Source organism: Acinetobacter sp. Colony158 (assembly GCF_019264745.1).
In the GTDB taxonomy this organism is placed as follows: Bacteria; Pseudomonadota; Gammaproteobacteria; order Pseudomonadales; family Moraxellaceae; genus Acinetobacter; species Acinetobacter ursingii.
Genome location: NZ_CP078523.1, coordinates 1,125,727 through 1,126,323 on the forward strand (window position 1 = coordinate 1,125,727; position 597 = coordinate 1,126,323).

At 38.4% G+C, this 597-nt stretch carries 1 protein-coding gene; it reads left to right on the forward strand.

The annotated features are described in order from the left end of the window. Window positions 1-18 precede the first annotated feature (18 nt). A partial coding sequence (locus tag JR005_RS04355) for a TetR/AcrR family transcriptional regulator (protein ID WP_218665621.1) occupies window positions 19-597 on the forward strand: 579 nt, incomplete at its 3' end.

Sequence of the window (597 nt, forward strand, 5' to 3'; positions counted from 1 at the left end):
GCTGTGATAGGAACTGTTATGAATCCAGATCGTCATCAACAATTTTTAATTCGCAAGGAACGCATATTAAATGTTGCCGAAAAGCTATTGCTGGAAAATAATCAGGAAATCACCCTAGATGAACTGGTCGCCGAGCTGGATATTGCCAAAGGTACGCTATATAAACATTTTAAAAGTAAAAATGAGCTGTTACTGGAATTGGTGATTGAGAATGAGAAAAAACTCTTAGATATCTCGCAAAAGCACAATAGCAACTTTAAGGAATATGCACCGATTTATATGCTGCATCATTTACTTGCGCCAGCCAGAACTATTTTGCTGCATCAGCTCGAAGAAAACCTCACCATGAGTGAGTCTAAGCTGAATCATTTGTTTAAAGAACTATATGACATTCGTCAGGAACGTATTCTGGCAATTAAAGAGATTACCGAAGCCTATTTGAAATCAGTCAATTACGACATGTCCATCCGTGATTACTTGTCTTATATCTGGTCACTGACCTATGGCGCGGCGTTACTGCTTAATTCAAGTTATTATCAACGTTCGATCGGTTCACGTCAGAAGCTGATTAATTTGTATGTCAATCAGGCACTTTCT